Here is a 15,705-nt window from a genome sequence, read left to right as displayed (position 1 = left end):
GCAAAGCGCAGTGGTGCGCTGCTGAACCGGGGCCCATGCGGCGGCAATCTGGGTCCCGGTTCAGCGTCGCAACACTCCGCGTTGCGCCGCGCCCGGGACACGAGACCGGATGTCGCGGGGGGTGGGAACGATGACCGCGCTCCTCGAGGTCGAAGGCCTGGTCAAGCATTTCGTCGCCGAGCGCACCCTGTTCGGCCGAGCATTGGCGCATGTCAAAGCGGTCGATGGCGTCTCCTTCTCTCTCGAAGCCGGCAAAACGCTGGCGCTGGTCGGCGAATCCGGCTGCGGTAAGTCCACCGTCAGCCGTCTCGTCCTCCGACTGATCGAACCGGATGCCGGCGCGGTGCGTTTCGCCGGCCGCGACCTGCTCTCGCTGGACGCCGCCGCGCTGCGAAAATTCCGCCGCGAGGCGCAGATCATCTTCCAGGACCCCTACGCCTCGCTCAATCCACGGATGACCGTCGGCCAGATCCTGACCGAGCCGCTGGCGCTGCATGATCTCGTGCCCCCGGCGCAACGGCGCGAGCGCGTCGCCGAAATCCTGCGGCTGGTCGGGCTGGAACCGCGGCTCGAGCGGCGCTATCCGCACGAATTCTCCGGCGGGCAGCGCCAGCGCATTGCGATTGCCCGCGCGCTCGCGGTCGAGCCGAAGCTGATCATCTGCGACGAGCCGGTCTCGGCGCTCGACGTCTCGATCCGCTCGCAGATCCTCAATCTGCTGCGCGAGCTCCAGGACCGGCTTGGGCTCGCCTACATTTTCGTCTCGCACGATCTCGCCGTGGTCAAGCACATCGCCGACCATGTCGCCGTGATGAATCTCGGCCAGATCGTCGAGACCGCGGAGGCGGATGCGCTGTTCGCGGCACCCCGCCATCCCTATAGCCGGGCGTTGCTGTCCGCGATCCCCGTGCCTAAACCGCGGGCAAAACGCAGCCGGATTGTGCTGCAGGGAGAGATCCCTAGCGCGCTCAATCCGCCTGCCGGCTGCCGCTTCCACACCCGCTGTCCCTACGTGGTCGACCGCTGCCGCAGCGAAATGCCACAGCTCGTACCGGATGGCATCGGACATGCAACGGCCTGCCATCGTACGTCGGAACTGCCGTCCTCCGCGGCGATCGTCCCGTCCGACGGCGGCTTTTCGCCGGTCCTTGAAAAATTGGTCGCCGCCTTCAGCGGAGGCCCGGAAGCAGTCCGCGGCAGCGGGGTTAGCCCTTTGGGGACCGATCCCGCATAGCCGTCAAAAAGAGGTTGAGAGCGATGAGTTTCATGCGTTTGACAATCCTGGCGTCGGCCCTGCTGACGTCGCTCGCGGGCGCAGCCCAAGCCCAAACCACCCTTCGCATCGGCATCGCCGAAGACCCCGATATCCTTGATCCCAGCATCGGCCGCACCTATGTCGGCCGCATCGTCTTCTCCGCCTTCTGCGACAAGCTGTTCGACATCGACGAGAAGCTCAACATCGTGCCGCAACTCGCGCTGTCCTACGAGACTTCGGCCGACGGCAAGGCGATGACGATCAAGCTCCGGCCCAACGTCAAATTCCACGACGGCGAGCCGCTGGACGCGGAGGCCGCAAAGTTCTCGATCGAGCGTCACATGACGCTGCCGACCTCGTTCCGGAAGTCCGAGCTTGCCAGCGTCGACCACGTCGAGGTGGTCGATCCCCTGACCATCAAGCTGGTGCTGAAGACGCCCTACTCGCCACTGATCGCCCAGCTCACCGACCGTTCCGGCATGATGGTGTCGCCCAAGGCGGCAAAGGAGGCCGGCGACAAGTTCGGCCTGCATCCGGTCTGCGCCGGTCCCTACAAATTCGTCGAGCGCGTCCAGCAGGACCGCATGGTGTTCGAGAAATTCGCCGACTACTGGAACAAGGATAACATCCATATCGATCGCGTCGTGTTCCTGCCGATCGTCGACGCCACCGTCCGCCTCGCCAATTTGAAGTCCGGCGGGCTCGATCTGATCGAGCGCGTGCTCGCCACCGATATCAAGGACGTCCGCGCCGATTCCCGGCTCGTCCTGTCGACAGCGCCGGAACTCGGCTATCTCGGCCTGACCGTCAATATCGGCAACGACAAGACCAAGGGGCCGCTGAGCCAATCCGCAAAAGTCCGACAGGCGCTCGATCTGTCGATCGACCGTGAAGCCCTCAACCAGGTCGTCTTCAACGGCGAGTTCACACCGGGCAACCAGTGGGTCAGCCCGACACATCCCTATTACCAGAAGGCATTCCCGGTCCGCGGCCGCGACATTGCGAAGGCGAAGGCTCTGTTGAAGGAAGCCGGCGTCACCGCGCCCGTGACGGTGGATTACATGATCCCCAAGGGCGCAGAAAACGAGGCCGTCGCCCAGGTCGTCCAGTCGATGGCTGCGGAAGCGGGCTTCGACATCAAGATCCGCGCGGTCGAATTCGCGACCACCTTCAAGCAGGCCCAGGCCGGCGAATTCCAGGTCTTCCAGATCAACTGGAGCGGCCGCATCGATCCCGACGGCAACTCCTACATCTTCATGCGCAGCAAAGCACCGCAGAACGACGGCGTCTACGCCAACCCCGAGGCCGACAAGCTGATGGAAGATGGCCGGCTGACCGCTGACGTCGGCGAGCGCAAGGCGATCTATGCAAAGCTGACCAAAATCCTGCTCGACGATCTGCCGATCATCTACATCTATCACCGCACGCTTCTGATTGCGCACACCAAGAAGCTCGATGGCTACAGGCAGATGCCCGATGGCCTCGTGCGCGTGGTCGGGTTGAAGTTCAAGTGACAAATCTGACCATGAATGTGTGTCCCGGACGCGGTGCAGCGCGCAAGCGCTGCTCCGCAGAGCCGGGACCCACGGCGACATCCCACCGGGCTAGATGGGTCCCGGTTCAGCAGCGCAACATTGCATGTTGCGCTGCGCCCGGGACGCGCGTCGCGCCATGCTGAACTTCCTTGCCCGTCGCATCGCGCAGATCGTGCCGACACTGTTCTTCGTGTCGGTGCTGATCTTCTCGCTCCAGCAATTGCTGCCGGGCGATCCCGCGCTGGTGATGGCCGGCGAGGAACGCGATCCCGCGGTAATCGAGCAGATCCGCAAGCTGCACCGGCTCGATCAACCGATTCCCATACAGTACGTCTATTGGCTCAAGGGCGTTCTATCGGGCGATTTCGGTGAGTCCCTGCGTAACAAGATGCCGGTGCGCGAGTTGATCGCCCAGAAGCTGCCGGTGACGCTCCAGCTGGGATCGATGGCGATCCTGATCGCGTTCTTCATCGGCATTCCCGCCGGCATCGTCTCCGCGGTGAAAAAGGGCACGGCCTGGGACTATGGCGCCAACCTGTTCGCGCTCTGGGGCATCTCGACGCCGAATTTCTGGCTCGGAATTCTCATGATCTTCCTGTTCTCGATCCACCTGGGCTGGCTGCCCGCTTCCGGTTACGTGCCGCTCACAGAAAACTGGCGCGCCAGCCTGGCGGCGACCGTGATGCCGGCCTTCGTGCTCGGCAACGCGATCTCCGCGATCCTGATGCGGCACACCCGCAGTGCCATGCTTCAGGTGCTGGAGAGCGATTATGTCCGCACCGCGCGCGCGAAGGGGCTGTCGGAACGCTCGGTGATCCTCAAGCACGCCATGCGCAACGCGCTCACCCCGATCATCACCCTTGGCGCACTCGAGCTCGGCACGTTGCTGTCGGGCGCGGTACTGACCGAGCAGATCTTCTCCATCCCCGGCTTCGGCAAGTTGATCGTGGACGCCGTGTTCAACCGCGACTACGCCGTGGTGCAGGGCGTGGTTCTGGTGACGGCCACCGTCTACATCACACTGAACCTCGTGGCCGATGTCGCCTATATCCTCGTCAATCCGCGGCTGAGGGGCTGAGCGATGACCGACGCCGCGCTGCCAGCCGGTCCCGCCGCCCAAGCCGACGAGCTCGACAGCCCGGCACGCCGTGCGCGGCGGCGGCTGTTCAAGCGCAAGGCCGCGGTGTTCGGGCTCGTCGTGATCACGGCATTTATCCTGCTTGCGGCCCTCGCGCCGCTGGTCGTGCCCTACGATCCCATCGCGACCAGCTGGAGCCTGGTGCGCAAGCCGCCCACCACGGCGCACTGGTTCGGCACCGACGATCTCGGCCGCGATATCCTGAGCCGCATCATCTATGGCGCGCGGGCCTCGCTGATGGCCGGCCTCATCTCGGTCGCGATCGCGCTCGGAATCGGCGTGCCGCTCGGCCTGCTCGCCGGCTACCGCGGCGGATTCGTCGACGCGCTGATCAGCCGCATTACGGATGCCATGCTGGCCTGCCCTTTCCTGATCCTGGCGATTGCGCTCGCCGCGTTCCTCGGCCCCAGCCTCGGCAACGCCATGATCGCGATCGGCATCTCCGCAGCGCCAATCTTCATCCGCTTGACCCGCGGACAAGTGCTGAGCGTCAAGGCCGAGGACTATGTCGAGGCCGCCCGCGCGCTCGGCAATCCGCCGTGGCGGATCGCGTTCTCGCACATCCTGCCGAACATCCTGCCCTCACTTCTGGTGCAGGCGACGCTCTCGATCGCCGCCGCGATCATCGCCAAAGCGGCGCTGTCCTTCCTCGGCCTGGGCCAGCAGCCGCCGGCACCATCCTGGGGCAGCATGCTCAATTCAGCCCAGCGCTTCCTGACCCAGGCGCCGTGGATGGCGATCTGGCCCGGGCTTGCGATCTTCCTGGTCGTGCTGTCGTTGAACCTGCTCGGCGACGGCCTGCGCGACGCGCTCGACCCGCGCCAGCGCTAGATCACCGTCTCCCGCAACACCCTCCGGCAGTCCATCTCGTATTCGAGATCGACCACCGGCGGCCGGGCGAAATGCCAGGTCAGGCCGGAACGCAGCGCGCCGCGGCGGACCAGTTCGTCGACCAGCGCGTGGTGGAAATCGTGCACGGAATAGGCCTGCACGCCGGTCGTGTCCTTCCAGCCGAAGCCGAACGCCGTCATCCGGTTTTCCATCTGCGACGTCGTGGTGAAGCGCACCTTCTCGCGCAAGCCTTCGGGGCTCAGGTCGCGGTAGCGCACGGTGCGCTCGACATAGCTGCCGCCGCCCTCACGCGCCTCGGCGCCGCCTGCGATGACGAAGGACGGAGTCTTTGACGTCGTCGGGCGCGTGAACGAGAACGCATAGAACGACGGCTCGGACGGCGGATCGATCTCGGGACAGACATTGCTGCGCGCCACCGGATTGGTGGTGCCGTCGAAGATGCCCCATTCGGACAGCGTCTTCACATAGTGCAGGTTGAACGCGCGAAAGCCTTCTTCGCTGAAGGCGGCCGGCGAGCGCAGCTCGCAGGCACAAAAGGCCGTCAATGGCCGGCCTGCCTCCTGGATGTACTTTGCGGCCAGCGCAAATCCCTCGGCGAGCGGCACCAGGCGATCGAAGCGAACGCGCTCGATCTCATAGCCGTCATCGGCGGCGGCGCCGGCCGAATACTGGAACACGGACGGAATGAAACGATAATTGCCGGCGGAGAAGTCACTGACCATGTCGAACCCCTATTCCAGTTGCATGCGAATGCCCTTGGCGCCGTTGAGCAGGCGCTTCAGGTGAAAGCCGGCCAGCGGATCGTCGGCGTGCATCCCGACCAGCGCGGCAAAGGCCGGCATGGCGGCGACGTCGCCGGCCTCCATCTTGGCAAAAGCCTCGGAATAAAGCGCCATCTCCGGCGCCTCGAATTTTGCCTGCGTCAACGGCTCGAAGGCGGGGAGCGGTTCGCTGCGTCCGCGCAGCATCAGCTCGCCCACGGGGCGGCCCTGAAAATTCTCAGCGGCCCGGGCGACGCTGGCACTGACGCAAATGCGCGTGCCCAGCTGCTTGTTGGCGGCCTCCAGCCGCGCCGCAATGTTGATCGAGTCTCCGTAGGCGGTGTAGTCGAAGAAGCGATTGCCGCCGAAATTGCCGACCAGTGCCGGCCCGACGTGAATGCCGATGCGGGTGGTGCCGAAATCCACGCCTTTGGCCTTCTGGCGCACGCAAAAATCCTGCGCCCAGGCATCGAGATCATGTGCGCAGGCAACGGCCCGCGTCGCATAGTCCGGCTGATCGCCCGGCGCGTTGAACAGCACCTGGATCGCATCGCCGATGATCTTTGCGACCGTCCCCTCATGCGCGAAGACGACCTCGGTCATTCCGCCGACATATTCGTTGAGAAGCTCGCCCAGCGTCTCGGGCGGCGCGCTCTCGACCAGCGAAGTAAAGCTGGTGATATCGGTAAAGATGGCCGCGACATCGCGCCACTGCACCTCGATTTCCTCTCCCTCGCCGCTTGCCGCCAGACGCTTGGCAAGCTCGGGCGAGAAATGACGCGACAGCGCGGCATGCGCCCGCTCCGCCTCCATTTGACGGCGCCGCACCTCGCGCAGCATCTCGATGTGGCGGATGGTCTTCTGGATCGTGGCTTCCAGATCGGCGAAATCGATCGGCTTGGTGAGGAAGTCGAACGCTCCGCGGTTCATGGCGGTGCGGATGTTGCTCATGTCGCCATAGGCCGAGACGATGATGGTCGACTTCTTGTCCTCGGCCTCCTGGAGCTTCTGGAGCAGCGACAGCCCGTCCATCCTGGGCATGTTGATGTCGGAGACCACCATGTCGACATGCGGGTTCAGCTCGAGCGACTGCAGCGCCTCGAGCCCGTCGCGCGCGAACATGATGGCGACGTCCCCGTCCCGAATCTGCCTGCGGAATTTTTGCAGGATCAGCGCCTCGAGATCAGGCTCGTCGTCGACGAAGAGGATGGTCGAAGTCATGCGGCTTGCTCGAGCCTCGTGTCGATTTGCTGCCGCAACAACGCGAAGTCGATCGGCTTGGTCAGCAGCCCGACGGCGCCGCGCTCGATCGCCTTGCGGCGCGTCTCGGCATCGCCATAGGCCGTGATCATGATGACCGGAACGTCCGGATGCTCGGCGCGCACCTTGGGCAGCATGTCGAGCCCGCTCATGCCGGGCATGTTGATGTCGGACAGGATCAGGATCAGCGAGGGGTCGCGCACCTCCGCGGCGAGCCTCAAGGCGTCGGGCGCGGAGGCCGCGAACTCCATCTGGAAGCGGCCGGCACGCAGGTCACGCCGGAACTGCTGCCGGAACAGCGCCTCGACATCGGGCTCGTCGTCGACGACCAGGATGTAAACGTTCAAGTCTTGCCTCCGGAAGTTCCGCCTGCCGCCATCATGCGCGGCAGCGTAATGATGAACTCGGTGAATACACCGGGCTCGGTGTTCACGTCGATCGTGCCGCCGTGCTGTTTCACGACGATGTCATGGCTCATGGACAGGCCGAGGCCGGTGCCCTCGCCGGCCGGCTTGGTCGTGAAGAAGGGATTGAACATCTTCTCCTTCACGTCAGGCGGAATTCCGGTGCCATTGTCGCGGATCCGGATCTCGACGCGGCCGCCGAGGTCTTTCGTCGTCGCACGCAAGGTCGGCTCGAAAGCGCCTGTGACGCTCTCCTTGCGCTTGGCAGCGGCATAGAAGCCGTTCGAGATCAGGTTGAGGAAAACGCGCGCGATCTCCTGCGGATAGATATCGACCATGTCGGCGGCCGGATCGAAATCGCGTTCGAGCGTGACGTTGAAAGCAGGCTGTTCGGCGCGCGCACCGTGATAGGCGAGATTGAGGCTCTCTTCGACGACGGCGTTGATGTCGCTGGAGCGGTGCTCGCCCGAGCCCTCGCGCGAATGCAGCAGCATGTTCCTGACGATGGAATCGGCGCGCTTGCCGTGCTGCACCACCTTGTCCAGATTGCTCTTGAGCATGCCGGTCAGCTCGTCGACCTCCTCCTTCGTCTTGCCGTCGAGCGAGGCCGATTGCAGGGCTTCGTTGAGCTCGTCGATCAACTCGGTCGACACCGCGGAGAAATTGTTGACGAAGTTGAGCGGGTTCTTGATCTCATGCGCGATCCCCGCCGTGAGCTGGCCGAGGGACGCGAGCTTCTCGGTCTGGATCAGGCGGTCCTGGGCGGCGCGCAGATCGTTCAGGGATTGCCTCAACTCTGCGGTCCGCTGCTCGACCTTGTTCTCGAGGTCGGCGTAGGATTCCTGCAAGCGCTCGCCCATGTGGTTGAACTGGTCCGCGAGCTCCTCGAGCTCGTCTCCGGTCTTGATCGAGATTCGCTGGCCGAAGTCGCCGCCGCCGATCCGCTCGGCGCCGACGCGCAGCGCCTGGATCGGGCCGACCATGCGGCGCGCCAGAAAGATCCCCGCCAGCACCGCAAAGATCGACGCCGCAAGCAACACCAGCGCCAGTCGTTCCAAAGCGGCATAGAGCGCCGCATAGGCCTCCTCGACCGGCAGCTCGACGAACATGGTCCAACGCAGCGGCGCGATCGGGGCCGATGCGGTCAGCACCTTTTGCCCCTGAATGTTGCGCGCTTCGGGAAGCGCGTCGGTCGCAGCACCCCCTGCCAGCGCGGCGCGCACCTGCGCAAGACCGGACATGTCGGTGTTGCGCAGGACCAGGCTGATATCGGGATGCGCGATCAGGCGCCCCTCCGGGCCGACCACGTAAGCGTGCCCATGCTGGCCGACCTTGATCTGGGACACGACGTCCCAGATCAGCTTGAGATTGACCTCCGCGATGCTGACGCCGGCATCCTTGCGCGCACCGGCCTGCGCCAGCGTCATGTAGGGCTCGGATTCCCTGCGAAAATAGACCGGTCCGTAAAAGACCTTGTGCGCGACCGCCTCGGTGAACTTGGGATCGTCGGACAGGTCGATGCCGCTGTCGATCGCGTCCATCGCGAGCCGCGAGACCCGCAGCCGCTCCCGGCCGGTCGCATCGACCTGGGCAAGCTCGGTGATCGCGGGCACTTGGCGCAGCAGCCGCAGCGCGTCGAACCGGCGCTGCTCGATCGAGCTCGCCGACCAGGGCAGCTGCGTGGTCCAGCCGAGCTGGCTCTCGATCTCCTTGACGAACTGACCGATCTTGGCCGCCGCCGCCTCGGCCTGTTCATGCTGGACCCGGATCAGCGCGGCCTTGTGTTCGCGATAGTAAAAGAAGACCTCGAACAGGCCGTTGGCGAGCAGTGCGATGGCGACGACGGCCACGAACAGCGCCACATATTTGGTGAACAGCCGCATCCTGATCCCCCGCCCTATCGTACCGCTGGACACGGCGCCGCCCGAGGCTGCGGTCGGCAGCGTCCTGGCTCGCGGGGTGTCGGGGTGGAGGGAGATGCTCATCCCGCCAAGCCTAGCAAGAAGGCCGGACCTTGTCTCTTCTCAGCGCGGGAACGACTCGCCGCCTCACGGCTTCCGAGGCAAAGAAAAAGGGCGGCAACGGATTGGCCGCTGCCGCCCTTCCTGTCCGATTGTAGCCGCCTCAGGTGGGCCGCAGCGCCTTGGCGTCGAGGTCGATCTCGTTGACCTGCTTGTTTCGCTCGGAATCCGCCGCCGCACGATGGTCGGTCGCCAGCACCACATAGACCGCCGGCAGCACGAACAGCGTGAACAGCGTGCCGATCGACATGCCGGCGACGACGACCAGACCGATCGAGAAGCGGCTGGCCGCGCCCGCGCCGGTCGCGGTGAGGAGCGGGATCAGGCCCGTCACCATCGCGGCCGTGGTCATCAGAATCGGGCGCAGACGAATGCGGGCCGACATTTCGATGGCCGAGCGGCGATCGAGCCGCTCGTTGACCTGGAGCTCGTTGGCGAACTCCACCATCAGGATGCCGTGCTTGGTGATCAGGCCGACCAGGGTGAGCAGACCGACCTGGGTGTAGATGTTCATGGTCGCCACGCCGAAGAACAGCGGGATCAGCGCACCAACGATCGCCATCGGCACCGAGATCATGATCACCAGCGGATCGCGAAGACTCTCGAATTGCGCGGCCAGCACCAGGAAGATGATGATCAGCGCGAAGCCGAAGGTGACTGCAAGCTGGTTACCTTCCTGCACATACTGCCTGGAGTCGGCGAGATAGTCGTGGCTGAAGCCCGCAGGCAGCTTCTTGGCCTCGCCTTCGAGGAAGTCGACCGCCGCACCGACGGTCACGCCCGGCATCGGCACGGCCGAGAAGGTCGCCGAATTGAGCTGATTGTAGTGGGTCAGCGAGTTCGGGTCGGTCTTGGTCTCGATCGATACCACCGTCGACAGCGGAAGCTGCTGGCCGGTGTTGGTCGTCACATAATAACCGCCGAGCGATTCCGGCGAGAGCCGCTGTCCGCGCGGCACTTGCGGGATGACCTGGTAGGAACGGCCCTCGAGGTTGAAGCGGTTGATGTAGTTGCCGCCGAGCAGCACCGCGAGCGTAGAGCCGAGGTTCTGCATGCTGACGCCGAGATCCTGGGCCTTGGTGCGATTGATCGTCACCTTCACGTTGGGCTGGTTGTAGGCAAGGTCGCTGTCGGAGACGATGAACATGCCGCTCTTGCGGGCCGCGTCCTTCAGCTTCTCCATCTGCTCATAGACGGTCTGGAAGCCGGCGGTGGAGTTGATCACCATCTGCACCGGCAGGCCGCCCGGACCACCCGGCAGCGGCGGCAGGTTGAACGCGAACGCCTGCACGCCCTCGATCTTGGAGAGCTCGGCCTGGACCAGCGGCTTCAACTGGATCGAAGAACGCTTCCGCTCGTCCCACGGCTTCAAGAGCATGCCCGCGATGCCGCCTTGCGGACCATTGATGCCGTTCAGCACGAACCGCAGGTCGGTCTCGGGGAATTTCTGGAATTCATGGTCGAGCTTCTCGCCGTAGAAATCGACATAGTCGATGTTGGCGTATTTCGGCGCCTTGGTCACCGCGAACACGATGCCCTGATCCTCCTCCGGCGCCAGCTCCTTCGAGGTGTGCATATAGAGGAAGCCGACGAGCCCGAGGATGGTCACTGCGAACAGGCCGGTAATCGCCTTGTAGTCGAGCGAGCGATCGAGCCTGCGGCCGTACCACCGCGTCAGCGCGCCGAACACCTTGTTGACCATCTTGGCAAAGCGGCCTTCCTCGGTGTTCTTGAGCAGCACCGAGCACATCATCGGAGACAACGTCAACGCAATCACGCCTGACACGATCACCGAGCCGGCGAGCGTGAAGGCGAATTCGCGGAACAGCGAACCGGTGAGGCCGCCCAGGAAGCCGATCGGCGCGTACACGGCGGCCAGCGTGATGGTCATCGAGATAATGGGGCCGACGATTTCGCGCGCGCCTTCCAGCGACGCCTGGACGGGCGTTTTCCCTTCCTCCAGATGTCGATGGATATTCTCCACGACCACGATGGCGTCGTCGACCACGAGGCCGATCGCGAGCACCATCGCGAGCAGGGTCAGCAGATTGAAGCTGAAGCCCAGCGCCAGCATCAGGGTGCAGACACCGATCATGGACAGGGGAATTGTGACGACGGGGATGATGACCGAACGCAGCGAGGCCAGGAACAGGAAGATGACCACAATCACGATGATCACCGCTTCGCCCAGCGTCTTCTCGACCTCGTCGATCGAAGACTGAATGAATTTGGTCGAGTCGTAGGCGACCTTCATCTTCATCGACGGCGGCAGGTTGCGTTCGAGTTCCGGGAACAGCGCGCGCACACCCTTGACCAGCGTCAGCGGGTTGCCTTGCGGCGTCGCGGTCACACCGATGAAGATCGCATGCTCGCCGTTGAAGGCGACGCTCGCATCGGTGCTTTGCGCCGCAAGCTCGACGGTGGCGATGTCCTCCATCCGCACGAAACCGCCGTCCTTGGCCTTCACGATCATCTTCCTGAACTGGTTGACGTCGGTCAGGCTGGTGTTCGTCGAGACGTTGGAAACGATGAGATAGCCCTTGGTCTGTCCCGCCGCGGACTGGAAGTTGTTCGCTGTGATCGCGGTCGCGACATCGGCTGGTGACACGTTGCGTCCGGCCATCTTGACGGGATCGAGCCACAACCGCATCGCAAAGGTCTGGCCGCCGAGGATGTCGGCCGAGGCCACGCCGTCGACGGTCGACAGCACCGGCTGCACCACGCGCGTCAGATAATCGGAGATCGCCGAGCCCGACAGCTCCTCGGACGAGAAGCCGAGATACATCACAGCCGTGGTCTGGCCGGTGGTCTTGGTGACGATCGGGTCGTTGGATTCCTTCGGAATCAGATATTTGACCGAGTTCGTCTTGGCCAGCACCTCGGTCAGCGCCTGGTTCGGATCGAAATTCAGCTTGATGTAGACTTGGATCGTCGAGGTGCCGAGCACCGAGGACGAGGTCATGTAGTCGACGCCTTCGGCGGAGGCGACGGCCTGCTCGATCGGCGTGGTGATGAAGCCCTGGATCAGGTCCGCGGACGCGCCGGGATAGACGGTCGTGATGTTGATGACCGTGTTCGACAGCTTCGGATACTGCCGGATCGGCAGCACCATTGCTGCGCGCAGTCCGATCAGCAGGATCAACAGACTGACGACGACCGACAGAACCGGTCGTTTGATGAAAATATCAGTAAAGCGCATCGCGGCGATCTCGATTTCGTTGACTTGCAATGCGCATGACCCGGCCGGGCCGGATCATGCTGCGACGTATGCGGTGTCAGTAACGCGGCGGCTGCGCCGGAATCTGCGGAGCCGGGTCGGTCGAGATCGACACTGCCGAGCCCGATTGCAGCTTGAGCTGGCCGACGGCGACCACCTTGTCGCCTGCCTTCAGGCCCTTGACGATTTCGACGCGACCGTCGACCCGGCTGCCGGTCTGCACGAAGGTGCGCACCGCGGAGAGACTGGTCTTGCCGTCCTCTCCCTTCTTCTCGGTGATCACGAAGACGGAGTCGCCGTACAGCGTGTAGTCGACCGAAGTCTCCGGCACCGTGACGACGGCCGGCTTGTCCGGCAGCACCACCGTGGTGGTCACGAACATGCCGGGCTTCAGGATCTTCTCCGGATTGGCGATCGTCGCCTGCACGCGGATGTTGCGCGTGTCGGTCGCGATCTGCGGCTCGATCGTGGTGATCTTGCCGTCGAAGGTGCGGCCCGGATAGGCGTCGACCTTCAACCTGACGACCTGGCCGACCTTGAGATTGCCCGAGTCCTTTTCCGTCACCGTGAAGTTCGCCCACAGCTGCGACAGATCGGTCAGCGAAACGATCGCCGTGCCGGCCGTCAGATATTGACCGACCTCGACCTTGCGGACGCCGAGATCGCCGGAGAACGGTGCGCGCACCAGCTTCTGCGAGATCAACGCCTCGGTCTTGGCGATGCCGGCCAGCGCCTGGTCGTAAGCGGCCTGGGCGGAATCGACGGTCGCTTGCGGGCCGAACTGACGCGAGGCCAGTTGCTTGGCGCGATCGAGCGAGAGCTGCGCGACCGTTGACTGCGCCTTGTAGTTGGCAAGATCGCCCTGCTCCGGCGCGTCGAACAACTGCGCCAGCGGCACGCCGGCCTCGACATGCGCGCCCGGCTCGAACTTGATCTCGGTGATGCGGCCGTTGACGTCGGCGCTGACATCGACCTGATGCACGGCGAAGAGGCCGCCGACCGCGGTGAGCAGGTTCGGTACCACCTCCGACTTCGCCTCGGCCGCGCTGACGGCGGTCGGCGGCGGCTTGTTGTTGGCGAAGAACTGCTTGATCATCTGGCCGCGGAAATAATTGAACCAGACGAGGCCACCGACGAGCGCTGCCAGCAGCGCGCCCACGATGATGAACCACAGCACCGGCCGGACCGGACGCTTGGGAGCCTTGGTGTCGATCGGTTCGCCCGAAATCTTGTGTTCGGTTACGATGTTCATGTCATGCGCTTTCTGCAATCGCCGTCTTGCCCGCATCCGCGGCCTGATCGCGGCCCAAATGCGAAGCAATTGCGGCGTCGTTAAGTCCGATACCCCTCAGGAGAAACTCACACAGCTGCCGTTCGAGGTGGTCAGCCTTGCCGTAGGCGAGGCAAGGCGTGGCCGGCAGCCTGGTCAACGCAGCCGTCATCACCGAATGATGCGCAAACCAGAACAGATTGAGCGGCTCGATCCCGCATGGCCGCGCGTCCCCGGCGGCCACCGCCCGCTCGAGCGAGGCGACGAAGACCGCGCCGATCAGCTTCTCGATCTTGGCGTATAGCAAACGGGCGAACTCGCCGTCATCCAAATGGCTGGTGGCCATCAGTCGCAGGCGCTGCGCCTCTTCCTGGTCGGGACCGTCGGCAATGTCGAGGAAATGCTCGACCATGCCGCGGATCAGCTCGACCAGCGTCGCCGTCGACGGCTCCCGCTCCAGCAGCTCGGTGAAGGCAGGGTCCGCCTCGCATTCGTCGCTGAGGATTTCGGCATAGAGCGCCGCCTTGGACGGGAAGTGCTTGAACAGCAGCGCCTCGGAAATGGCAGCGGCGGCCGCCACGCTCTTGGTCGTGGTGCCGGTATAGCCGTGTCGGGCAAAGCAACGTTTCGCGGCGCCGAGGATCAATTGACGCCTCAGGTCGCTCGTCATTCGCAGTGAGCTCATGTTAGTGAGTAAGCACTCACCCACGTAAAAGTCAAGCAGGATGCTGCGTCGCAACCTAAATGGGTGCGGACCCGTTGAAAATTGGCCACACCTCCCCGCCCAAAGGGCGGAGGCGACAGGTTCAAGTGTGGGCCGGACGGGGCTAGATCGGCTGGAAGCCGAGGTCGCCGCGGATCCGGTTGACGATGTAGGTGCCGTCCCGGGTCGGCAGGATCCGCTCTAGGCTGGCGTTGTCGATCTTCACATTGGCGAAGCGCGGACCGGCCGAGACGTCATGGACGGCTTTGGCAAAGGCCTCCACCTCGGCGAGGGTCGAGATCGTCTGGCTGTCCGCGATGCCGCAGGCCCTGGCGACGCCGACGAGGTCGGCGGCCACGGAGGTGTGGCTGGTCTGGCCGCCGGTCTCCCCATACGCCTCGTTGTCGAGCACCACGATCGAGAGGTTGGACGGCTTCTGGAGGCCGATGGTGGCAAGGCTGCCCATGCCCATCAGCATCTCGCCGTCGCCGGTGATGACCAGCACCGGCAGCTTTGGCTGCGCCAGCGCGAGGCCGAGGCCGATCATCGCGGCGCCCCCCATGCCACCCCAGAGGTAGAAATTGCGGGCGTGGTCGCCGGCGGCGCACATGTCGTTGGTGGAGGCCCCGAGGCCGCCGATCGCGACGACATCCTTGCGGTTCGCCAGCAGCGTCGAGACCACCTGACGGCGGTCGAGAAGATTGGCCTTGCTCATTTGGTGAAAACCTTGGCGCCGATCAGGCGCTGCGACAACAGAACGGCGGTCGGCGTGAGCGCGTTGTAGGCCTGCGCTGCGGCCGCTTCCAACACGGCCGGCACTTCAGCAGCGTTCGAGGCGCGCAGCACCTGGACCCCCGAGAGCTCGAACACACCCTGCGTGGTCGATCCCATCGGCACCTGCCACGGATTGAACTCGCCCCACTCGCCGCGCATGGTCACCAGCGTGAGAAACGGAAAACGCAGGATCGGGATCAGCGACAGCATGTTGATGCAATTGCCGACGCCGCTCGACTGCATCAACAGCACGCCGCGCTGTCCTCCGGTCCAGGCGCCGGCCAAAAGCGCGACGCCCTCCTCCTCCGTGGTCAGCGGAATGCCGCGCATCGTGGACGAGCCCAGCACGCGCTGGATCAGTTTTGAATGGCCGGCATCGGGCACGTAAGGCACCTGCCGAACGTCGTAGCGTTGCAAGGTTGTGAAAATATCGTCGGGCCAAGTTGGCCCTGTGTCGGCGGCATCAGCGCGGGCGTGCATTTTCCTGTCCGGTCGGCTTGCAAATCACGGCACGA

The 15,705-nt window shown here is 64.3% G+C and carries 13 protein-coding genes; 4 read left to right on the top strand and 9 right to left on the bottom strand.

What is annotated here, in order from left to right; translation table 11 throughout:
* Positions 1–130 precede the first annotated feature (130 nt).
* The 4 genes from AB7532_RS10410 (at position 131) to AB7532_RS10395 (ending at position 4,759) form a co-directional block, all read left to right on the top strand.
* Complete coding sequence (locus tag AB7532_RS10410) at positions 131–1,234, top strand: ABC transporter ATP-binding protein (RefSeq protein ID WP_441234701.1); 1,104 nt, start codon at positions 131–133, stop codon at positions 1,232–1,234.
* A gap of 23 nt (positions 1,235–1,257) precedes the next feature.
* Complete coding sequence (locus AB7532_RS10405; protein ID WP_441234700.1) at positions 1,258–2,769, top strand: ABC transporter substrate-binding protein; 1,512 nt, start codon at positions 1,258–1,260, stop codon at positions 2,767–2,769.
* Positions 2,770–2,926: 157 nt separating this feature from the next.
* Complete coding sequence (locus AB7532_RS10400) at positions 2,927–3,868, top strand: ABC transporter permease (protein ID WP_441234699.1); 942 nt, start codon at positions 2,927–2,929, stop codon at positions 3,866–3,868.
* A 3-nt stretch (positions 3,869–3,871) separates the two neighbouring features.
* Complete coding sequence (locus tag AB7532_RS10395) at positions 3,872–4,759, top strand: ABC transporter permease (protein ID WP_441234698.1); 888 nt, start codon at positions 3,872–3,874, stop codon at positions 4,757–4,759.
* Here AB7532_RS10395 and cnbZ read toward each other — a convergent pair.
* The 9 genes from cnbZ to AB7532_RS10350 all read right to left on the bottom strand — a co-directional run bounded on the left by cnbZ (position 4,756) and on the right by AB7532_RS10350 (position 15,670).
* A complete protein-coding gene (cnbZ, locus tag AB7532_RS10390; RefSeq protein WP_441234697.1) occupies positions 4,756–5,502 on the bottom strand; it encodes a 2-amino-5-chloromuconate deaminase CnbZ in 747 nt (248 codons plus the stop codon). The two genes, AB7532_RS10395 and cnbZ, sit on opposite strands and share 4 nt — an antisense overlap.
* 9 nt (positions 5,503–5,511) lie before the next feature.
* On the bottom strand, positions 5,512–6,762 hold the full coding sequence (locus AB7532_RS10385) for an adenylate/guanylate cyclase domain-containing protein (protein ID WP_441234696.1): 1,251 nt from the start codon (positions 6,760–6,762) through the stop codon (positions 5,512–5,514).
* Positions 6,759–7,148, bottom strand: coding sequence for a response regulator (locus tag AB7532_RS10380; RefSeq protein ID WP_441234695.1), 390 nt, complete (start codon positions 7,146–7,148; stop codon positions 6,759–6,761). Before AB7532_RS10380 ends, AB7532_RS10385 begins: the two co-directional genes overlap by 4 nt.
* Positions 7,145–9,190, bottom strand: coding sequence for a sensor histidine kinase (locus tag AB7532_RS10375; protein ID WP_441234694.1), 2,046 nt, complete (start codon positions 9,188–9,190; stop codon positions 7,145–7,147). Before AB7532_RS10375 ends, AB7532_RS10380 begins: the two co-directional genes overlap by 4 nt.
* Positions 9,191–9,329: 139 nt before the next feature.
* The gene (locus tag AB7532_RS10370; protein ID WP_441239236.1) at positions 9,330–12,425 is read right to left on the bottom strand and encodes a MexW/MexI family multidrug efflux RND transporter permease subunit; all 3,096 of its coding nucleotides are present in this window, start codon (positions 12,423–12,425) and stop codon (positions 9,330–9,332) included.
* Between the two features lie 76 nt (positions 12,426–12,501).
* Positions 12,502–13,695 (bottom strand): efflux RND transporter periplasmic adaptor subunit, encoded by a 1,194-nt coding sequence (locus tag AB7532_RS10365; protein WP_441234693.1) that lies wholly within the window; start codon positions 13,693–13,695, stop codon positions 12,502–12,504.
* A 1-nt stretch (position 13,696) separates the two neighbouring features.
* The gene (locus AB7532_RS10360) at positions 13,697–14,398 is read right to left on the bottom strand and encodes a TetR/AcrR family transcriptional regulator (protein WP_441239235.1); all 702 of its coding nucleotides are present in this window, start codon (positions 14,396–14,398) and stop codon (positions 13,697–13,699) included.
* A gap of 142 nt (positions 14,399–14,540) precedes the next feature.
* A complete protein-coding gene (locus AB7532_RS10355) occupies positions 14,541–15,131 on the bottom strand; it encodes a thiamine pyrophosphate-dependent enzyme (protein WP_441234692.1) in 591 nt (196 codons plus the stop codon).
* Positions 15,128–15,670 (bottom strand): phosphonopyruvate decarboxylase, encoded by a 543-nt coding sequence (locus tag AB7532_RS10350; RefSeq protein WP_441234691.1) that lies wholly within the window; start codon positions 15,668–15,670, stop codon positions 15,128–15,130. Before AB7532_RS10350 ends, AB7532_RS10355 begins: the two co-directional genes overlap by 4 nt.
* Positions 15,671–15,705 lie beyond the last annotated feature (35 nt).

Origin of the sequence: Bradyrhizobium sp. 930_D9_N1_4 (assembly GCF_052076015.1) — a bacterium.
In the GTDB taxonomy this organism is placed as follows: Bacteria; Pseudomonadota; Alphaproteobacteria; order Rhizobiales; family Xanthobacteraceae; genus Bradyrhizobium.
The sequence above is the reverse complement of the archived record's forward strand: the minus strand, read 5'-3'. Positions and strand labels throughout refer to the sequence as shown.